Genomic DNA, 1,231 nt, shown 5'->3' on the forward strand with positions numbered 1-1,231 from the left:
ACCGGTCTGGACCTTCTCACTCCGCGCCAGAAGGCTCGCCTGGAAGCCTTGTTCGCCGGCGATGAGCACGTCGAGGTCGAAGCCACCTGGGCCATCTACCAGAAGATGATCGCCGCCTACCGCGAACCTGACCGCGCGAAGGGTCGCCAGCTGATGGAGAATCTCATCCAAGCCATCGGCAGCCGTGTCCCCGGCGCGTTGGCCGAAGTCATCGTGTTGGGCCGGACGCTGAAGAAGCGGGCGGCCGACGTGCTGGCGTACTTCGACCGGCCCGGCACGTCGAACGGCCCGAGTGAGGCCCTGAATGGGGCTCTTCAACCTTGAGGTGGGGGTGGCGGGGTGAGTCCGCCGCCGATGAGGAGCATGCGTAGCCGGTAGTTGTCTCGGTTGCGGAAGCCGCGGGCGATGCGGCGGTGGAGTTCGATGAGCCCGTTGATGCTCTCGGTGCCGCCGTTGCTGGCGCGGCCGGTGTCGAAGTAGGCCAGGAAGGCGTCCCTCCACTGCTTGAGGGTGCGGCCCAGCTTGGCGATCTCGGGGATGGGACACGTGGGGAAGCTGGCGACGACCTGTTCAGCGAGTTGGCGGCCTCGAGCGGGGTCGGGGTGGGCGTACGCGGCGCGAACACGTTGGGCGCACTGCCAGGCGATGTGGACGGCGTCGTGGCGCTCGTCGGCGGCGATGGCAGCGGCCAGGCGGGCCTGTTGCTTCTCGGTGAGCCGCTCGGCCGCGCAGCGCAGGATGTTCCGGATCCCGTACAGCGGGTCGCCGGCACGGCCACGGTGACCGTGGATCTCCTGCTGCACGCGGCGGCGAACCTCATCGACCGCCCGGCCGGCCAGGGCGACCACATGGAAAGCATCCAGGACAGCGGTGGCGTCGGCGAGTTTGTCGTCGATGGCGTTCTTGTAGCCGTGGAACGGGTCCAGGGTGGCGACCTCGACCCCAGCCTTGAACGCCGTGCCGCGTTGGTCGAGCCATGTCTTGTACACGGTCCCGGAGCGGCCGGGTACGAGGTCGAGCAGCCGGGCTCGGACGCGTCCGTCCTTGTCACGGGTCAGGTCGACCATGCCGGTGAGTTCCTTCGGGCCGCGCTTGCGGGGACTCACGTGGTGCCAGTTGGGTCGGGCTGTGGCGCCCTGCCACGGTTACCCGTGGTGGGTTTCCACAGCCCGCCCGCCGAACCCGGCGTGCGACTTTCACCGCACCGGGCTCTCCACGTGAGGGGGTTGGT

General features: G+C 68.8%; 1 protein-coding gene and 1 pseudogene. One reads left to right on the forward strand and one right to left on the reverse strand.

Going from position 1 to position 1,231, the window contains the following annotated elements; genetic code table 11:
- Window positions 1-318, forward strand: a pseudogene (locus H5397_RS17395) (transposase); the annotation flags it as partial.
- Here the strand turns inward: H5397_RS17395 and H5397_RS17400 are convergent.
- Window positions 315-1,106 carry an ISL3 family transposase gene (locus H5397_RS17400; protein WP_220492403.1) on the reverse strand — a complete coding sequence of 264 codons (792 nt, stop codon included), beginning with the start codon at window positions 1,104-1,106 and terminating at the stop codon, window positions 315-317. The pseudogene H5397_RS17395 and the gene H5397_RS17400 sit on opposite strands and share 4 nt — an antisense overlap.
- Window positions 1,107-1,231 lie beyond the last annotated feature (125 nt).

This window comes from Propioniciclava sp. MC1683 (assembly GCF_014164675.1).
Classification (GTDB): Bacteria; Actinomycetota; Actinomycetes; order Propionibacteriales; family Propionibacteriaceae; genus Propioniciclava.